The organism is Plantactinospora sp. CA-294935 (assembly GCF_050936445.1).
Lineage (GTDB): Bacteria > Actinomycetota > Actinomycetes > Mycobacteriales > Micromonosporaceae > Plantactinospora.
The window spans coordinates 3,455,581-3,472,451 of sequence record NZ_JBNJMU010000001.1 but is presented as its reverse complement, the minus strand read 5'-3'; the positions used below and the strand labels follow the sequence as shown (position 1 = coordinate 3,472,451).

Below are 16,871 nucleotides of genomic sequence, written 5' to 3'. Positions count from 1 at the left end.
CGGCGGTCGAGTACGCCTGGCGAAGATCTCCCCACCTCGCCGGCGGTTCCTCCGGTCAGGGCAGCAGGACGGCGGCGAGCGGCCGGACGGCATCCTCGATCTCGTCGGCGACCCGGCTGAAACACTGGTCGCCCCGGCCCCACGGGTCGTCGAGGTCGTCGCCGGGCAGCGGGGAGGAGCCACTGCGCGCCGCCGCCACCGCGGCCACCAGGGCGGTGCCCCGGGCGTAGACCGCGTCCGGGTCGCTCGGGTCGGCCGGAGGCAGGGCCGCGGCGTCCACGGTGGGCAGCAGCCGGCCGAACTCGCCGAGCACGAAGGTGCGGTCGGCGGCGTCGGGGCGCAGCGCCACGACGTACTCCTGCTGGTCGGCGGTTGCGGTCAGCACCAGGTCGGCCGCGTCGATGTGCTCCGAGCGGAGTTTGCGGGCGCCGAAATCCGCCACGTCCCCGCCCCGGGAACGCACCTGCCGGGCGGCCGGCGGGTTCATCTCCTCACCCGCGTGCCAGCCGCCGGTGCCGGCGCTGTGGCTGTGCACCAGGCGGTCGGCGTCGTCCGCGTCCGCCGCCCGCCGGGCCAGCCGTTCCCGTACGGCCAGCGCGAGCAGCCGCTCCGCCATCGGCGACCGGCAGATGTTGCCCAGGCAGACGTGCAGGACCGTGAACGGCGGCACTCAGAACACCTGGCCCTGAATGTCCGGTACGACGTCGCGGAGCTTCTCCAGCGGGATCGCGCCCTGGCGCAGCACCCGGGGCACCTCGCCGGTGACATCGACGATGGTGCTCGGCACCGGCTCCGGACACGGCCCCGCTTCCAGGTAGGCCCGGACCGCGTAGCCGAGGTGTTCCCGGGCCTCCTCGGCGGTCACCGCCGCCGGCTGGCCGGTCTTGTTCGCCGACGAGACGGCCATCGGCCCGGTCTCCCGGAGCACCTCCAGGGCGACCGGGTGCAGCGGCATGCGTACCGCCACGGTGCCGCCGGTGTCGCCGATGTCCCACTGGAGGCTGGGCGAGTGCTCGACCACGATCGTCAGCGCGCCGGGCCAGAACGCGTCGGCCAGGTCCCGGGCGGTGCTCGGCAGCATGAAGACCAGCCCGTCCAGCGTGCGCCGGGAGCCGACCAGCACCGGCGGCGGATGCTGCCGGTCCCGGCCCTTCGCGTTGAGCAGCGCCTTGACCGCGTAGGGGGTGAAGGCGTCCGCGCCGATCCCGTAGACCGTGTCGGTCGGGATCACGACCAGTTCGCCGTTCTTGACCGCCTCGACGGCCGCGGCGACGCCTCGGTCACGGTCCGCCAGTGACCGGCAGTCGTAGAGCATCACGAGGAGCCAGTCTGCCACGCCGGAGCGCCCACCGTGGCACGGGGACTTCCGGCCGGTTACCGGCGGGCGTCGGCCCGGCGGGCGGTGGCGAACCGGGGCCGTCCGACGAGGTCCGGATGGTCCGTGATGTCGCCGAATCGGCCGTCGGCGCGCAGCAGGTCCGGGACCGCGGTGCCGTGCGTGTCGTCGTGCTCGACGCCGAACGCCCCGCCCGGGCGCAACAGCCGGGCAGCCCGGTCCAGCACCAACCGGATCACCGCCAGCCCGTCCGGGCCGCCGAAGACCGCCTCCGCCGGGTCGTGCCCGGCCACGTCCGGCGGTACAGGGGTGCCGTCCGGCACGTACGGCGGATTGCAGAGCAGCACGTCCACCCGGCCGGCGTACCCGGCCAGCAGCTCCGGGTCGGCCACATCCCCGGCCACCACCTCGATCGGCCGGTCGCCGGCACCGGCCCGCTCGGCGGCGTTGCGGCGCAGCCAGTCCAGCGCCGCCGCCGACCGCTCGACCGCGACCACCCGGGCCTCGGGCACCTCCTCGGCGACCGAGAGCGCGATCGCACCGCTGCCGCTGCACAGGTCGACCACCAGCGGCCCGCCGCCGCCCGGGTCGGCGCCGCCGCCCGCCGCCCCGACCCGCCGGGCCTGCTCCACGCCCCAACCGGCCAGCAGTTCCGTCTCCGGTCGGGGGACGAAGACTCCCGGGCCGACCGCCAGCTCCAGATACCGGAACGCCGCCGAGCCGAGCAGGTGCTGTAGCGGTTCGTGCCGGGTACGCCGCTCGACCAGCTCCGCCAGCCGGTCCCGTTGCTCGCCGGTGAGCGGGTCGGCCACGGCCAGCGCACCGCGCGACACGCCGAGGACGTACGCCAACAGAAGTTCCGCCTCGGTCCGGGCCGGCCCGACGCCGGCCCGGGCCAGCGCGGACGTCGCGGCCGCGATCGCGACCGATGGTCGGGTCCGTTCTGTCGCTTCGTGGGGATGCCGGGGAATACGCGTCACGACATAATCATGAAACGTCGGCCGGGAATCATTGCGTTGCGGGCGCGTTTCCACCCCGGATCGACTGGATGCTCAGACCGGTCGAGCGTCCCGGAGGGCACCGTGCCTCCGGGCGACCGGTCGGCTCCTCGGCTCAGCGGGGGCTGACTGGCGAAGCGATGGAGGTTGTGCGTGAGTTGGCTCGACCGGGTCGGTGACCGGGCCGAGGAGTTGAGACACGCCCGTTCGCTCATGGAGAGCAGCCGATCCGCCGAGGCCTGTCTGATCTTCGAGCAGGTGATCAGCACCACCGACGACCCGTACTCCCGGGCCGACGCGTTGCTCCAGCGGCTCTCCGCGATCCTCAACCTGGGCCGTACCGCGGAGTACACCCGGGCGGTGGAGCAGGCCTTCGACGCCGCCCGGGACCTGCCCGAGCCGTACCTGCACGGGCACCTGCACGCGCTGGCCGCGCTGGCCGCGCACAACCAGGGCGCGCTGGACCGCTGCGTCACCCACCTGGTCCGGGGCGCCCGGGCGCTCGGTTCGGTGCACGAACCCGACCGGGAGACCGCCTGGGGCTGGCACGACCTGGCGATGGCCTACTCCTACCTCGGCTTCCACGGCTACGCGCTCGGCGCCATCGAGCGGGCCCGCCATCTGGGGCTGGCCACCGGCATTCCCGAGGAGACCTTCGCCGCGCCCGGCATCCGGCTGCGCAACGCGGTCGCGCTGGACCACCACGGGGACAGCGACGGCTGCCTGCGGGTGCTCCGGGACGTCGGCGGAGACCTGGAACGGTTCGTCGGGGCCGGCACCGCGGGCCAGTTGCGGCCGAGCAGCCGGGCGGCGTACGGGTACGCGCTCGCCCGGCAGGCCGCCCTCGGCGCCGCCACCGGCGGGTCGGCCGTACCGGAACTCGATCCCGACTGGCTGCTCGGCAACGGCGGGGACAGCGCGCGTACCCGGGACATGCGGCAGCTCGGCGGGGCGTGCCTGGCCATCGCCGCCGGTCGACCGGCCGAGGCGCTGGCCCGGCTGGAGACGGTGCAGGTCTCGGCCGAGACGCTGGGCGCGGCCGAGCACGCCCGGCTCTCCAGCCTGGCGTACGCCCGGGTCGGCGACCACGCGGCGGCGCACCGGGCCGACCGGTACGCGTTCCGGCTGGCGACCCAGCGCAACGACCGGCTCCGGGACGTCTACGTCGACGGCATCGCGGCTCGGATCGAGCACGAGGAGATGCGCCGGGAGGCGGCCCGCTACGAGGGCGAGGCGCTGACCGACCCGCTCACCGGGCTGCCGAACCGCCGCCGGTTGGAGCGGTACGTCGCCGGAATGGTCGGCCGGGGCGAGCGGGCGGTGATCGGCGTGGTCGACCTCGACGGTTTCAAGGCGGTGAACACCTCGCACGGCCACCACTCCGGTGACCTGGTGCTGCAACGGATCGCCGGGGTGATCAACCGGGTGATGCGGCGCGGCGACTTCGTGGCCCGGTACGGCGGCGACGAGTTCGTGGTGGTGCTGCCGGGCGCCGGGATGACCGAGGCGGGTGAGGTCGGCCGGCGGATCAGCGCGGCGGTCGCCGCCGAGGACTGGGAGTCGATCGTCCCGGGCGCGCCGGTCGGGGTGAGCGTCGGCTTCGCCGAGGTACACGGTCCGGGTACCGAGCTGCGGGACCCGCTGAGCGTCGCCTTCGAGCTGGCCGACCGGGAGATGCTCCGGGCCAGGGCCGCGGCCGCGGCGTGAGCTGACAGCCAGCCCGGTGAGCCGGGCGTGGCTCAGCGGCGGGCGGGCGTGGCTCGCCAGCCCGGTGAGCCGGGCGTGGCTCAGCGGCGGGACAGCTCCGTCTCGCCGGCCAGCCGGGCCGAGCGGTCCGCCTCGGCGAGTGCGTCCAGCACGCCGTCCAGCTCACCGGCGAGCGCCAGGTCGAGGTTGTACGCCGTGTAGCCGATCCGGTGGTCGGTGATCCGGTTCTGCGGGAAGTTGTACGTCCGGATCCGCTCCGACCGGTCGACCGTACGCACCTGGGAGCGGCGGGCGTCCGAGGCGGCGGCGTCGGCCTGCTCCTGGGCGTTGGCGAGCAGCCGGGCCCGGAGGATCCGCATCGCCTGCTCCCGGTTCTGCAACTGGGACTTCTCGTTCTGGCAGGAGACGACGATCCCGGTCGGAATGTGGGTGATCCGCACCGCCGAGTCGGTGGTGTTCACCGACTGACCACCCGGCCCGGACGACCGGAACACGTCGATCCGCAGCTCGTTCGGGTCGATGGTGACGTCGACGTCCTCGGCCTCCGGCAGCACCAGTACGCCGGCCGCGCTGGTGTGGATCCGCCCCTGTGACTCGGTGACCGGCACCCGCTGCACCCGGTGCACGCCGCCCTCCCACTTGAGCCGGGACCAGACCCCGTTGCCGCCCTCGGGCACCCCTTTGGCCTTGACCGCGAGCGAGACGTCCTTCACCCCGCCCAGGTCGGAGTCCTGCGCGTCCAGCACCTCGGTCGCCCAGCCGTGCCGTTCGGCGTACCGCAGGTACATCCGGAGCAGGTCACCGGCGAAGAGCGCGGACTCCTCGCCGCCCTCACCGGCCTTGATCTCCAGGATCACGTCCTTGGCGTCGTGCGGGTCGCGCGGGATGAGCAGCTCGGCGAGCCGGCCCTCCAGGGCGGGTAGCGCCGCTGCCAGCGACTCCGCCTCGGCCGCGAACGACGGATCCTCGGCGGCCAGTTCGCGGGCGGCGGCCAGGTCTTCCCGAGCCTGCTCCAGCTCACCGGCGGCCTTGTGCAGCGGGGTCAGCTCGGCGAACCGTCGGCCCACCCGGCGGGCGGTGGCCTGGTCGGAATGGATCGCCGGGTCGGCGAGCCGCCCTTCCAACTCCGCGTACTCGGCAAGGAGACCGGCCAGCCGATCGCCGCTCATGCTCGTACTCCTTCTGCCGGAACGTGGGACGGGCGGTAACGGCACGACGGCGCCCGCCCCCGGCGACGAACCGGAGGCGGGCGCCGTCGACGCGGCTACTTGGCCTTCTTCGCCTGAACCTTGGCGTACTTCTGCTGGAACTTGGCGACCCGGCCGGCGGTGTCGAGCACGCGCTGCTTACCGGTGTAGAACGGGTGGCAGGCGCTGCAGGTCTCGACGTGGATTGAGCCGCCCTTCGCCGTGCTGCGGGTCGTGAAGGTGTGTCCGCACGAGCAGGTGACCTCGGTGGTCGCGTACTCGGGGTGGATGTTGGGCTTCATGTCGCCTCGGTCCTTTCGTGGATGGTCGCCGGGTCGCCCTCGGCATCCGTCGACCGCGACATCGGAATCTCGCGGGGCGATGACGGACTCGGGCGTGAACCGGAACCGGTGGCCGACTGACCAGTGTGCCATGGCGGGTGGGCCACCCCGAAATCGGGCTGCACACGTGATCCGTGACGGATAACGTCACTCCTCCCTCCCGCATTCCCACCCCGCCGGAAGGCACACCCCGTGGTCACCTCCGCGTCCGATCCCACCCTGCTCGCCCCGGCCACCCGGCTCGCCGAGATCCTCGATCCGGCGGCGCTGGCCGCCGCGCTCGCCGACGGCCAGGTGCGGGTCCAGCGGCATCCGGAACGCCCGCTCGCGATCTACAACTACACCGAGGCGTGCACCTACGCGGAAAACTGGACGCCGGTGACGTTGGCCTGCCGAGGGCTGATCGTGGACGACTCGACCGGGACGGTGCTGGCGCGGCCGTACCCGAAGTTCTTCAACCACGACCAGCCCGGCGCACCTGCGCTCCGGCCGGACGCACCGGCGGTGATAACGGACAAGGCCGACGGAAGCCTCGGTGTGCTGTATCCGGACGGCGACGGCTTCGCGGTCGCCACCCGGGGCTCGTTCGCCTCCGACCAGGCCCGGCACGCCACCGCCGTACTCCGGACCCGCTACCCCGGCTTCACCCCGCCGCCGGGGCGGACCGTGCTGGTCGAGATCGTCTATCCGGCGAACCGGATCGTGCTCGACTACGGCGGCCTGGACGACCTGGTACTGCTCGGCACGGTGGAGATCGCCACCGGGCGCAGCTTCGGCCCGGAGACGGTGCCGGACTGGCCCGGCCCGGTGGTCGAGCGGCTGCCCTACGGCACGCTGGCCGAGGCGATGGCCGCGCCGGCCCGGGACGGCCGGGAGGGGCTGGTGGTGCACTGGCCGGACACCGACGAACGAGTCAAGATCAAATATCCGGAGTACGTCCTGCTGCACCGGCTGACCTTCGGGCTCAACGCCCGGGTCGTCTGGGAGTGCCTCGTCACCGAGCAGGACCTCGCCGCCCGGGTCGCGCCGCTGCCGGACGAGTTCCACCGCTGGGTCGACTCCGTCGTGGCCGAGCTGACCGCGACCGTCGAGGCCCGGGCCACGAAGATCGAGCAGGCGTACGGTGAGCTCGTGGCCGGGTTGCCCGTCGGATGGACCCGCCGCGACTTCGCCGAGCGGGCCGCCCGGCACCCGGAGCGTGCCTTCCTCTTCCTGCGTCTCGACGGCCGCGACTACCGCCCACTGCTCTGGCAGCAGGCCCGCCCGCCGGCAGACTGGACGCCGCACCACGGCGAGTGAACCGGTTCCCGAGGTCGGCTGAACCGGTGCCCGAGGCCGGCGCAAACGGGTTCCCGAGGTCAGCTGAACCGATGCCCGAGGTCGACGCAAACGGGTTCCCGAGGTCGGCGCAGACGCTCGGTCGACAGGGGTCATGATGGCGACGAGCGGAGTAAGGAAGAAGCATGACGCGACTGATCGTCACCCGGGGGCTGCCCGCCTCCGGGAAGACCACCTTCGCCCGGAAGCTGCAACCCGGGGTGGTCCGGGTGAACCGCGACGACCTGCGCCGGATGCTGCACGGGGAACGGCTCTTCACCCAGTGGGCCGAGGGCCAGGTCACCGTGGTGCAGCGGGCCCAGGTCGAGGCGCTGCTGCGGGCCGGGGCGGACGTCTGCGTCGACGACACCAACCTGCGGTCCCGGTCCCTGCGGGACTGGGCGCAGCTCGCCGCGCGGTTCGGGGCCGACTTCGAGGTGCACGACTTCACCGACGTACCGGTGGACGAGTGCGTCCGGCGCGACGCCGAGCGGCCCGAGCAGGACCGGGTCGGCGAGGAGGCGATCCGGCGGCTGCACGAGCGGTACCTCGCCGGGCGGGCACTGCCGCTGCCGGTACCGACCGTCGAGCCGGGCGGGCCGGCGGCCGTCTACACCCCGCCGTCGGACGAGGCGCCGGAGATCGTACTGGTGGACATCGACGGCACGGTCGCGTTGATGTCCGGGCGCAGCCCGTACGACATGACCCGGGTCGGCGAGGACCGGCCCAACCCCGCCGTCATCTCGGCGGTCCGGGCCATGCACGCGGCCGGGTACGGGGTGGTCTTCTGCACCGGGCGGGACGCGTCCTGCCGGGAGCCGACCGAGCAGTGGCTGGCCGAGCACGTCGGGGTGCCGTACCTCGCCCTGCACATGCGGGCGGTCGGTGACCAGCGCCGCGACTCGGTGGTCAAGCGGGAGATCTTCGACCGGGAGATCCGCGACCGCTACCGGGTGGTCGGGGTCTTCGACGACCGGATGCAGGTGGTCAAGATGTGGCGCGGCCTCGGCCTGACCGTCTTCCAGGTCGCCGAGGGCGACTTCTAGCCCGTCGACCGGCCGCCCACCACGCACGGCCGGCGCCGCTGCCTCGGACGCCCACCACCACACACGTTCGCGCGCGCCACACACGGACGCCCGCCGCCACCCACCTCGCACGCCGCCGCACACGGACGCCCGCCGCCACCCACCCTCGCACGCCGCCACACACGGACGCCCGCCGCCGACCTGGACACCAGAGGCGCTACCGCTGCCGGATAACGCCTCTGGTGTCCAGGTCCGTCTGGATGCTGAGCGTGGAGGGGAGCGTCACCCGCGTCTGCCGGGCTACCGGCGGGTGAGCGAAACGGCCGTCCGGCTACCGGCGGGTGAGCGGAACGGCCGTCCGGCTACCGGCGGGTGAGCGGAACGGCCGTCCGGGTGGTCACCCCGTTCACCGTGACGGCGAGTTGGACGGCACCGCTGGGGCGCAGCCCGGTCAATCGGCCGGTGGCCGGGTCGAACCAGGCGGCGTGCCAGGGCCGTAGGCCACGCGACGGTCCGATGTGGAGGTTCGGCGAGCCGGACCAGTCGGCCGAGAGCGGGGCGGCGACCGGCACCTGCCGGCCACCGGGCTGGGTCACCGTGGCGGTGACCGCGACCGTCGACCCTGCCGCCAGGCTGGACGGGGCGGCCAGGGTCAGCCCGTCCACGTGCGCCCGGGTCTGCGCGCTCACCCACTCCGGCCCCTCGGCCAGCGGGTCGCGCCGGGCCGCCGCCGCCTCGGCCGGACTGACCGGGTCGACCCCGAACATCGTCCAGCCGCTGAACCCGCCCAGGTGCGGCGCGGTCGACGGGTTCTTGCCGGCGTTGCCGTTGATCAGATACGGCACCCCGTCGACCCGGTCGGCGGAGAAGCTGCCGACGTGTGCGCCCACGAAGAGCGCCCCCTTGCCGGTCTCGCGCTGGAACTCGGCGAGCCACCGCTCCAGCAGCGCCGCCTCCTTGCGGTCGCCGAGCTGGCTCGCCCTGGCCGGTGTCGGGTCCCGGGGCGCGTGGTGCTCCAGTACCACCACCGAGCCGACGGCCGGGTCGCGAGCCGCGCCGTCCAGGGCGGTACGCAGCGCCAGTACCTGCCCGATGCCGCCGCCGCGCAGGCTGCCGGTGGAGGTGTCCAGGGTGACGAACCGGGTCCGCGTGCCGCCCCGGCGCGGGGTGTGGTCGAAGACCCGGTAGGTCTGGCCGAAGACCGACCGGAAGTTCGTGATCGGCGCCCCCATGATCTCGTGGTTGCCCGGCACGTAGTGGTACGGCAGCGCGCCGCCCAACTCCTCGTCCAGGATCCGCTTGGCCAGCGCGAAGTCCTCCGGATAGGCCGTGTCGACGAAGTCCCCGTTGATCACCAGGAAGTCCGGCCGGGCCGCCTTCACCTCGCGCAGCGTACGGCGGGCCTGGGCGACCAGGTCGCTGTCCGGATCGGCTGCCACGAACTGGGCGTCGGAGAGCACCGCGAACCGCCAGGGCGCCCGGTCGGCGGTGCCGTCGGTCAGCACCACCCGGTCGGTGCGGAGCGGCTCGGCCGGCGCGGTCACCTCGGACGGCACCCGGGCGACGATGTCGTCGATCACCACCTCCCCGGTGTACGCCGCCGCCGCGTCGGTCTCGGCCACGTAGAACCGGCGGATCCGGACCGGGTACACCACTCCGGCCGGTACGGCCAGCTCGACGTAGCGCCAGCCGGTCCAGTCCAGGTACGGGCCGCGCAGCACGTGCTGCTGGTCGAGTGCGTCGTGCAGGTGCAGGCTGGGCCACTCGCCGTGCCCGTTCGCGTATATCCACATCCCGAACGACTGCGGCTGCCCGGCCACCGGGATGTACGCGGGCGGATCGGCGTACGCGGCCCGGGTGCCGGTGGACTGGCCGAAGTCGTACGCCAGCTTCAGGCCGGTGCCGGTGCGGCCCGGCACCGGCGTGGCCGAGCCGGTAGCCCGGGCGGCGCTGAACCGCCAGCTCGCCGCGTCGTCGAACATCGCCACCGGTACGTCGGTGAGCCCGACCGTCACCGGCAGCACCGTGCTGGCCGCACCGACCCGTACCGTGACCAGCCCGGCCCCGCTGTCCACCCTGGCCTTCACCGCGAGGCTGCCGTCGGCGGCCGGGGTGACCTCCAGCAGGTCCCGGTCGTACTCCAGGCGCAGGTCGGCCGGCTCGATCGGCGCGATGTTCCCCTCGGCGTCGTAGCCGACCACGCCGAACGACCCGGTGCCGCCCGTGCCGGCCAGCCCGACCTTGTCGACCGTGCCGTCGATCCGGGCCAGCGGGCCGAGCACGGTCAGCGGCAGTTCGCCTCGCGCCCGGCCCCGGGACGCGCTGACGGTCACCTCGCCGGGGCGCCGGGCCCGGAAGACTCCGGCGGAGTCGACGGTGCCCCGGGACGACGGTTCGGTCCGCCAGTTCGGCGCACCGGCCGCCGGGCCGTACGTCTCGTCGTAGCCGGCCGCCGACAGCCGCCGGGTCAGTCCGGGAAAGACCCGGTCCGGGCGTCCACCGCGCACCGGCCCGACGCCCGGCGCCGCCACCGGGTCGAGCACGGTCTTCACCCAGTACGCCCGCAGCCGTCCGCTCCCCTGCGGGGCGAAGAGCGCGAGCCCGTTCGGCACCGGCCGCTCCGAGCCGTCCGACGGGCTGTTCTCGACCCGGACAGCCGGCTGGCCGGGCTCGCGGGCGAGCAGCGTCGACGAACCGCCACCGTCGAGGTTGAGCGCGTTGTGCGCGCCGAGTTCGGCCATCATCCGGCCCAGCTCGGTCAGGGTCACGCCCCGGCTGTCCGCCTGGCGTCCGTCCACCGTGAGCAGGAACATCTTCCGGCCGTCGGCGGAGAACCCGACCGCGGTCCGGGGTTCGGGGTTGACGTCACCGATCTCCTGCACGACACCGTCCCGGACCAGTACCCGGTTGCCGCCGACCGCGGCGCGCAGCGTGCTGCCGTCCGACGGCTTCGGCGCGTACCGCAGGTCGACCGGGTCGCCGGGGCGCAGTACGGCGAGCGCGTCGGCACCGGCCTCCCGGCCGAGCAGGACTGTCGTACCGGCCGGGATCGGGCCGCTGCCGGCGGCCGGGGTGACCGTGCCGACCCGCCCGCCGACCAGGGTGACCTCGGTGACCCGGCTGGCGCCCTCGACCGCCCGGGTCCGGGAGTACGACCCCCAGAGCGGGGTGAAGACGCCGACGCCGCCGGGCGCGACCATGTTGTTGAACTGGGTGAGGGTGACCGGTCCGGCCGGCAGGGTGGCGGTGCCGTCGAAGTGCACCTGGACCACCCGGCCCACACCCTCGGCGGTCACCCCGACCGCCTCGTGGTGCCCGGCGACCGGCGACTGGACCAGCTCACCGTCGCGGATGCCGATGCCCTGGGCCGCGCCGGAGTTGTTGATGTCGAAGAAGTCCCCGTTGACCGCGGCCACCGCACCGGCCCGGTCGACGGCCCGGCGCAGCGGTTCGGCCCGGGCGACCTCGCCGGAGTTGACGTAGTCGACGGTGAGCCCGCCGGTCAGGTCGGCGGTGAGTGCGTCGGCCCGCAGCCAGCCGTTCGCGTCGTACCGGTCGAAGGAGGTCAGGTGGAGCCCGGGCGCGACCGGCCGGGTCCGGGTGTCGGTCACCAGCCCGTCGTCGGCGGCGGCCGGGACCGGCGCGGACGACGGTGCCGGGTACGACGATGCGGCCGGAGCCTCCTCCGGCGCGGTGCCGGCGGCCGGCACGGGCTGCGGCGGTACCCGCACCGGTTCGGCGTACGCCGGGACCGGACCGACGAGGGTGAGGGACGGCACCAGGAGCAGCAGCCCGGCGAGGCGGGCGATTCGGCGGCGGGTCACCATGCCCGGTAGTCAACCGGACGTCGTATAGAAGTTTCAATAGTTGACGGTTGAACCGAAGGAAAATTCCATCAGCCGCCCAGGGTCCCGTTACCGGACGACACGTCGGCGCCGGCCGGCCGGTACCCGCCGCCGAGGACGTGCTCCCGGCCCCAGGCGCCGAGCGGCTCCAGCGCCGCGTTGAGCGAGACACCGAGCGGAGTCAGCGAGTACTCGACCCGGGGCGGCACCTCGTCGTAGACCTCGCGGTGCACGATGCCGTCCGCCTCCAGCTCCCGCAGGTGCGAGGCGAGCACCTTCTCGGTCACCCCCGGCACCAGCCGGCGCAGCTCGCCGAAGCGGCACACCTGTTCGCCGAGTGCCCAGAGGATCAGCACCTTCCACTTGCCGCCGACCACGGCCATCGCCGCGTCGATCCCGCAGACGTACACCCCCGGCGCTCCCGGCCGCCGTACCGTCGGCATCGCCACCCCTCCCCACCAGCTCACTTCCCCCGGGGTAACCACCCACTTCACAGTGCGTACTTGAGCGCCCGGCGGGCGGCGGCAAGTCTACGAGCATGGAACAGGACACCGCCGCGAGAACTCCGCTGACCCTGCTCGGGCTCGGTGCCATGGGTACCGCCCTAGCCCGCGCCTGGCTCGCCGCCGGGCATCCGCTGACCGTCTGGAACCGCACCGCAGCCCGGGCCGAACCGCTGGCCGCCGACGGCGCCAGGGTCGCCGGCACCGCTGCCGAGGCGGTGGCCGCGAGCGGCCTCGTCGTCACCTGTCTGCTCGACGACGTCTCGGTCCGGCAGGCGCTGGCCGACGCCGACCTGACCGGCCGGGACCTGGTCAACCTCACCACCAGTACACCCGGCCAGGCCCGCGCCCTCGCGGACTGGGCGCACCAGCGCGGCGCCCGGCTGCTGGACGGCGGGATCATGGCGGTACCACCGATGATCGGCGTCGCCAGCTCCGGCGGCTACGTCTTCTACAGCGGCTCCCGGGACCTCTTCGAGGCACACCGGGACGTGCTCGCCGTACCGGCCGACACCCGGTACGTCGGCGCGGATCCCGGCTTCGCCGCCCTGCACGACGTGGCGCTGCTCAGCGCGATGACCGGGATGTTCGCCGGAGTCGCGCACGCCTTCGCGCTGATCCGCCGGGAGGAGATCCCGCCGAAGGACTTCGCCCCGCTGCTGGAGGGCTGGCTCACCGGGATGGCCCCGTTCGTGCGCCTGGCCGCGGCGCAACTGGCCAGCGGCGACTACGTCACCGGTACCGAGTCCAACCTCGCGATGATGGTGGCCGCGAACGAGACCCTGCTGACCACAGCCCGGGAGCAGGGGGTCAGCACGGAACTGTTGACGCCGTACCTGGACCTGATGGCGCGCCGGCTCGCCGACGGGCACGGCGCGGAGAGTGACACGGGAGTGATCGACCTGCTGCTCCGTTGAACCGGCCCGGAAACGCACCGTGGGGCCCGGCCGAACTCGGCCGGGCCCCACGAACGTGCCCTCAGGGTGTCGGAGGTGTCACTCCCCCGGCGTCGACTTCGCGATCTGCATCAGGAACTCGATGTTGGTCCGGGACTGCTTGAGCCGGTCCAGCAGCAGATCCAGTGCGGCCTGCGAGTCGAGCGAGTGCAGCACCTTGCGCAGCTTGTGCGTGATGGCCAACTCCTCCGGGGCCAGCAGGATCTCCTCCTTACGGGTGCCGGAGGTGTGGATGTCGATGGCCGGGAAGACCCGCTTGTCGGCGATCTTCCGGTCCAGCTTCAGCTCCGCGTTGCCGGTGCCCTTGAACTCCTCGAAGATGACCGTGTCCATCACGGAACCGGTCTCCACCAACGCGGTGGCGAGGATGGTCAGCGAGCCGCCGTTCTCGATGTTCCGCGCCGCGCCCAGGAACCGCTTCGGCGGGTAGAGCGCGGTGGAGTCGATACCGCCGGACATGATCCGACCACTGGCCGGTGCGGCCAGGTTGTACGACCGGCCGAGCCGGGTCACCGAGTCGAGCAGTACGACCACGTCGTGGCCCAGCTCGACCAGGCGCTTGGCCCGCTCGATCGCCAGCTCGGCGACCGTGGTGTGGTCCTGCGGCGGACGGTCGAAGGTGGCCGCGACGACCTCGCCCTTGACCGAGCGCTGCATGTCGGTGACCTCTTCGGGCCGTTCGTCGACGAGCACGACCATCAGGTGGCACTCGGGGTTGTTGTGGGTGATCGCGTTGGCGATCGCCTGCAACACCATGGTCTTACCGGCCTTCGGCGGCGACATGATGAGCGCCCGCTGACCCTTGCCGATCGGCGTCACCAGGTCGATGACCCGGGTGGTCAGGATGTGCGGCTCGGTCTCCAACCGGAGCCGCTCCTGCGGGTAGAGCGGGGTCAACTTGTAGAACTCGGGACGCCGCTTCGCCTCGTCCGGGTCCATCCCGTTGATGGTGTCGAGCCGGACCAGCGGGTTGTACTTGTCCCGCCGCTGCTCGCCGTCCCGGGCCGCGCGCACCGCGCCGGTGACCGCGTCACCGCGACGCAGGCCGTACTTCTTGACCTGCGACATCGACACGTAGACGTCGTTCGGGCCGGAGAGGTAGCCGGTGGTCCGGACGAAGGCGTAGTTGTCCAGCACGTCGATGATGCCGGCCACCGGGACGAGTACGTCGTCCTCGTTGACCTGCGGCTCCCGGCCGCCAGCGCCCTCGCCGTTCTCCGCCCGGTCGCCCCGGCCCCGGCGCCGGTCCCGGAAGCGGCTCCGCCGGCTGCGCCGGCCGCCGCCCTCACCGTCGTCGTCGCCGTCGTTGTCCCGGTCCGCCGAACGCTGTCCACGGTCGTTCCGCGACTCGCCGCGCTCGCCCCGGTCGTTCCGCTCGTTGCGGTCCCGGCCGTTGCGCGACTCGCCCCGGTCGGCACGGTCTCCGCGCTCGCCACCGTCGGTCCGCTCGGCACCCTCGGCCCGTTCCTGGCGGTCACCGCGGTCGGCCCGCTCCGCGCGGTCACCGCGCTCGGCCCGCTCCGCGCGGTCACCGCGCTCGGCCCGTTCCGGACGGTCGGCCCGCTCCGCCGGTGCCGCCTCGGTCTCCACCTCGGCGGTGGCGGTAGCGCCCCGGCTGGACCGGCGCGACGTCCGGGCCCGACCCTCGCCGCCAGCGGCGGTGGCGGTGGCGGGCACCTGCTCGGCGGCCCGGCGCTCACCGTCCGGCCGGTCGGCGCTGTCCCGCACCTCGGCCCGGACCTCTTCGCGAGCCGGTGCGGCCGCGGCCGACACCTCGGCACGCGGGCGTGGCGCACCGCCGCCCGTGGTGTTGGTGGCACCAGCCTGCCGTTCCGAGATGGCGGCGATCAGCTCGCCCTTGCGCATCCGGGCCGTACCGGAGATGCCGAGCGACGCGGCCAGGCTCTGCAACTCTGGCAGCAGCATCGCCGACAGCCCGGTGCCGGTCCGCCGACGACGGGTGGCGCCTGCGGTGGCTTCGCCAGCGACGTTGGAAACATCCGACGTCACGTCGGTGGTGTCGCTCAATGGATTCCTTCCCTCGATAAGGCCGGGGCTGCCCGTGGCCCGAAGTGCTGGCTGGCCGGGCGGCCTCGGTACACCCGTCTCGCTTGACGCGTCACGGGAGTCTGTAACACAGCAGCCGGTTGGTTTCCCGACCCACCAACATCGGTGGGCAGGTCTCGCCGCCTGCGGCGACCTGTGGAAACTGCGGTGCGGCGTAGACCTAGGCAGGGGTGAGACGGGCTGACCGCCGAGAGCTTCGGGGGTGCACCGACCCGCAGGAGTCGCATTGCTTCGCGGCTGTGCTAAGTCTAGAGCGTAATCAACTCTTCCGACCTGCGGCAACAGGGTCCCGCTCGGCGTGTCCCAGTCTACCCCTATCGACCCAGGCCCCGGCTACGTCTATGGGCAACCTTTGCGCAGTCCAACCCATTCCCGCCGGGAAATTCTCGTCGCTGCCGGTGAGCGCGAGAATCGACGGGCCCGCCCCACTGACCACAGCCGGCACACCAGCCGCACGCAACTCGGCGAGCCGCGCGGCGGTGCCGGGCATCCCGGCCGCCCGGTAGGGCTGGTGCAGCCTGTCCTCGGTCGCCTCGAAGAGCAACTCCGGATCGGTGGTCAGGGCGTGTACCAGCAGGGCGGCCCGACCGGCGTTGCGGGCCGCGTCGGCGTGCGGCACCGTCGCCGGCAGCGCCGCCCGGGCCGTCGCGGTCAGCCCGCGCTCCTCGGGTACGAAGACCGTGGCCCGGAGCTGCGACGCGACCGGCAACCGGACCGCCCGGGCCGTACCGTCCGACTCCGTCCAGGCGATGGTGAACCCGCCGAGCAGGCACGGCGCGACATTGTCCGGATGTCCCTCCAACTCGGCCGCCAGCCGCAGCGCCGCCGCGTCGTCGAGCTGCCGCGTCCCGTCCTCGACCAGGGCCCGGGCGAGTTGGATCCCGGCGACGATCGCCGCCGACGAGGAGCCCAGGCCGCGCGCCTGGGGGATCCGGTTGACGCACTCCACGGCCAGCCCCGGCGGCTGACCGCCGAGAGCGTCGAAGCCGGCCCGCATGGCCCGGACGACGAGATGGTCGTCGCCGGTCGGCAGCTCGTCGGCGCCCTCTCCGGTCACCTCGACCCGACAGCCGCCCGGCGCCGTCCGGGCGCTGACGTCGTCGTAGAGCGCCAGCGCCAGGCCGAGCGCGTCGAAGCCCGGGCCGAGGTTGGCGCTGGTCGCCGGCACCCGGACCCGGACCGGTTCGGAAACGAAGGTCGGCCGCATCGGCTCATGCTAGGCGGCCCGGGGCCGGCGCCGGGCTCCACCGTCCGGACCTGGGACGGCGCCGACCGTCCCGGGACCGGGCGTGCAGGTCAGGCCGGCTCGGAATCCTCCGGCACCCCGCTGCCCCGCTCCGTACTGTCCGGCTGCCTGCTGTCCGGCTGCCTGCTGTCCGGGCCGGTGCTGTCCGGCTCCGCCGGTGGCCCGGCCGGGCCACCGGCCCGGGCCGGCTTCGCCGCCCGGCCGGCCGAACGCAGGGCCAGCCGCAGGGCGTACTCGATCTGGGCGTTGACGCTGCGGATGTCGTCCGCGGCCCATCTCGCGATCGCCTCGTAGACCTGCGGGTCGAGCCGGAGCAGAAGTTTCTTGCGTTCCGCCATGGGCG

14 protein-coding genes are annotated in these 16,871 nt (G+C 73.5%); 4 read left to right on the top strand and 10 right to left on the bottom strand.

All coding sequences use genetic code 11. From position 1 onward, the window contains the following. Positions 1–55: 55 nt before the first annotated feature. The 3 genes from ACQEVC_RS15540 to prmC are packed head-to-tail and all read right to left on the bottom strand — an operon-like array spanning position 56 to position 2,316. Positions 56–670 carry a phosphotyrosine protein phosphatase gene (locus ACQEVC_RS15540; protein WP_432877694.1) on the bottom strand — a complete coding sequence of 205 codons (615 nt, stop codon included), beginning with the start codon at positions 668–670 and terminating at the stop codon, positions 56–58. Continuing rightward, positions 671–1,315: an L-threonylcarbamoyladenylate synthase gene (locus ACQEVC_RS15535; RefSeq protein ID WP_203857566.1), complete on the bottom strand. Its 645-nt coding sequence runs from the start codon at positions 1,313–1,315 to the stop codon at positions 671–673. A gap of 59 nt (positions 1,316–1,374) precedes the next feature. After that, positions 1,375–2,316 (bottom strand): peptide chain release factor N(5)-glutamine methyltransferase, encoded by a 942-nt coding sequence (prmC, locus tag ACQEVC_RS15530; protein ID WP_432877692.1) that lies wholly within the window; start codon positions 2,314–2,316, stop codon positions 1,375–1,377. 171 nt (positions 2,317–2,487) lie between these two features. On the opposite strand from prmC, the gene ACQEVC_RS15525 reads away from it, so the two are divergent. After that, positions 2,488–4,041 (top strand): GGDEF domain-containing protein, encoded by a 1,554-nt coding sequence (locus ACQEVC_RS15525; RefSeq protein WP_432877689.1) that lies wholly within the window; start codon positions 2,488–2,490, stop codon positions 4,039–4,041. Positions 4,042–4,121: 80 nt separating this feature from the next. Here ACQEVC_RS15525 and prfA read toward each other — a convergent pair whose 3' ends face one another. Both prfA and rpmE read right to left on the bottom strand, forming a co-directional pair. Beyond that, positions 4,122–5,210, bottom strand: coding sequence for a peptide chain release factor 1 (gene prfA, locus ACQEVC_RS15520; RefSeq protein WP_432877686.1), 1,089 nt, complete (start codon positions 5,208–5,210; stop codon positions 4,122–4,124). A gap of 95 nt (positions 5,211–5,305) precedes the next feature. After that, entirely contained in the window at positions 5,306–5,530 is a 225-nt protein-coding gene (rpmE, locus tag ACQEVC_RS15515) for a 50S ribosomal protein L31 (protein ID WP_432877683.1), read from the bottom strand. A gap of 231 nt (positions 5,531–5,761) precedes the next feature. On the opposite strand from rpmE, the gene ACQEVC_RS15510 reads away from it, so the two are divergent. After that, positions 5,762–6,868 carry an RNA ligase gene (locus ACQEVC_RS15510; protein WP_432877681.1) on the top strand — a complete coding sequence of 369 codons (1,107 nt, stop codon included), beginning with the start codon at positions 5,762–5,764 and terminating at the stop codon, positions 6,866–6,868. Positions 6,869–7,032: 164 nt separating this feature from the next. Then, positions 7,033–7,932, top strand: a complete 900-nt coding sequence (locus ACQEVC_RS15505) for an AAA family ATPase (protein WP_432877679.1) — start codon at positions 7,033–7,035, stop codon at positions 7,930–7,932. 341 nt (positions 7,933–8,273) lie between these two features. Here ACQEVC_RS15505 and ACQEVC_RS15500 read toward each other — a convergent pair whose 3' ends face one another. Then, complete coding sequence (locus ACQEVC_RS15500) at positions 8,274–11,738, bottom strand: phosphodiester glycosidase family protein (RefSeq protein WP_432877676.1); 3,465 nt, start codon at positions 11,736–11,738, stop codon at positions 8,274–8,276. 68 nt (positions 11,739–11,806) lie between these two features. Then, positions 11,807–12,223 carry a winged helix-turn-helix transcriptional regulator gene (locus ACQEVC_RS15495; RefSeq protein WP_432877673.1) on the bottom strand — a complete coding sequence of 139 codons (417 nt, stop codon included), beginning with the start codon at positions 12,221–12,223 and terminating at the stop codon, positions 11,807–11,809. Positions 12,224–12,294: 71 nt separating this feature from the next. On the opposite strand from ACQEVC_RS15495, the gene ACQEVC_RS15490 reads away from it, so the two are divergent. After that, on the top strand, positions 12,295–13,176 hold the full coding sequence (locus tag ACQEVC_RS15490; RefSeq protein ID WP_432877671.1) for an NAD(P)-dependent oxidoreductase: 882 nt from the start codon (positions 12,295–12,297) through the stop codon (positions 13,174–13,176). A gap of 78 nt (positions 13,177–13,254) precedes the next feature. On the opposite strand, the gene rho is transcribed toward ACQEVC_RS15490, so the two are convergent. From rho to ACQEVC_RS15475, 3 genes are all read right to left on the bottom strand, one after another. Then, a complete protein-coding gene (gene rho, locus ACQEVC_RS15485; protein ID WP_432877668.1) occupies positions 13,255–15,243 on the bottom strand; it encodes a transcription termination factor Rho in 1,989 nt (662 codons plus the stop codon). A 298-nt stretch (positions 15,244–15,541) separates the two neighbouring features. Continuing rightward, a complete protein-coding gene (thrB, locus tag ACQEVC_RS15480) occupies positions 15,542–16,489 on the bottom strand; it encodes a homoserine kinase (protein ID WP_432877665.1) in 948 nt (315 codons plus the stop codon). Positions 16,490–16,578: 89 nt separating this feature from the next. Continuing rightward, positions 16,579–16,866 carry a hypothetical protein gene (locus ACQEVC_RS15475; RefSeq protein ID WP_432877663.1) on the bottom strand — a complete coding sequence of 96 codons (288 nt, stop codon included), beginning with the start codon at positions 16,864–16,866 and terminating at the stop codon, positions 16,579–16,581. Positions 16,867–16,871 lie beyond the last annotated feature (5 nt).